Here is a 1,605-nt window from a genome sequence, read left to right on the forward strand (position 1 = left end):
TTCCTGTCCCATGCTAATCAGGGCAGGGTAAGTCGGCCCCTAAGGCGAGGCAGAAATGCGTAGTCGATGGGAAACGGGTTAATATTCCCGTACTTATATAATCAGTGATGGAGGGACGGAGAAGGCTAAGCAAGCCTGGCGTTGGTTGTCCAGGTGAAAGCGAGTAGGCCGTTGACTTAGGTAAATCCGGGTCGATAAAGCTGAGACGCGAGACGAGCTCCCAAGGGAGTGAAGTTGTTGATGCCCTGCTTCCAGGAAAAGCTTCTAAACTTATGATTATGTGAACCGTACCCCAAACCGACACAGGTGGTCAGGTAGAGAATACTAAGGCGCTTGAGAGAACTCGGGTGAAGGAACTCGGCAAAATTGTACCGTAACTTCGGGAGAAGGTACGCCTCTGAAGGTGAAGGACTTGCTCCGTAAGCTTTTGGAGGCCGCAGTGACCAGGTGGCTGGGACTGTTTATTAAAAACACAGCACTCTGCAAACTCGAAAGAGGACGTATAGGGTGTGACACCTGCCCGGTGCCGGAAGGTTAATTGATGGGGTTAGCGTAAGCGAAGCTCTTGATCGAAGCCCCGGTAAACGGCGGCCGTAACTATAACGGTCCTAAGGTAGCGAAATTCCTTGTCGGGTAAGTTCCGACCTGCACGAATGGTGTAACCATGGCCACGCTGTCTCCACCCGAGACTCAGTGAAATTGAAATCGCAGTGAAGATGCTGTGTACCCGCACCTAGACGGAAAGACCCCGTGAACCTTTACTACAGCTTGGCACTGAACATTGAACCTACATGTGTAGGATAGGTGGGAGGCTTTGAAACATTGTCGCCAGATGATGCGGAGCCGTCCTTGAAATACCACCCTTGTATGTTTGATGTTCTAACATAGGTCCCTTATCGGGATTGTGGACAGTGTCTGGTGGGTAGTTTGACTGGGGCGGTCTCCTCCCAAATAGTAACGGAGGAGCACGAAGGTTAGCTAATCACGGTCGGACATCGTGAGGTTAGTGCAATGGCATAAGCTAGCTTAACTGCGAGACAGACACGTCGAGCAGGTACGAAAGTAGGTCATAGTGATCCGGTGGTTCTGTATGGAAGGGCCATCGCTCAACGGATAAAAGGTACTCCGGGGATAACAGGCTGATACCGCCCAAGAGTTCATATCGACGGCGGTGTTTGGCACCTCGATGTCGGCTCATCACATCCTGGGGCTGAAGTCGGTCCCAAGGGTATGGCTGTTCGCCATTTAAAGTGGTACGCGAGCTGGGTTTAGAACGTCGTGAGACAGTTCGGTCCCTATCTGGTGTGGGCGTTGGATGATTGAGGGGAGCTGCTCCTAGTACGAGAGGACCGGAGTGGACGAACCGCTGGTGTTCGGGTTGTTTTGCCAAAGGCATTGCCCGGTAGCCAAGTTCGGAATCGATAACCGCTGAAAGCATCTAAGCGGGAAGCGAGCCCCAAGATGAGTCATCCCTGAGCTTTAAGCTCTGGAAGGGTTGTTATAGACTATGACGTTGATAGGCAGGGTGTGGAAGCGTTGTAAGGCGTTAAGCTAACCTGTACTAATTGCCCGAGAGGCTTAACCATACAACACCCAAGAAGCTTT

The 1,605-nt window shown here is 51.7% G+C and carries 1 rRNA gene; it reads left to right on the forward strand.

The window, feature by feature from the left end:
- Positions 1–1,586, forward strand: a 23S ribosomal RNA gene (locus tag JKP77_RS22070); the annotation flags it as partial.
- Positions 1,587–1,605 lie beyond the last annotated feature (19 nt).

Origin of the sequence: Alteromonas antoniana (genome assembly GCF_019249295.1) — a bacterium.
In the GTDB taxonomy this organism is placed as follows: domain Bacteria; phylum Pseudomonadota; class Gammaproteobacteria; order Enterobacterales; family Alteromonadaceae; genus Alteromonas; species Alteromonas antoniana.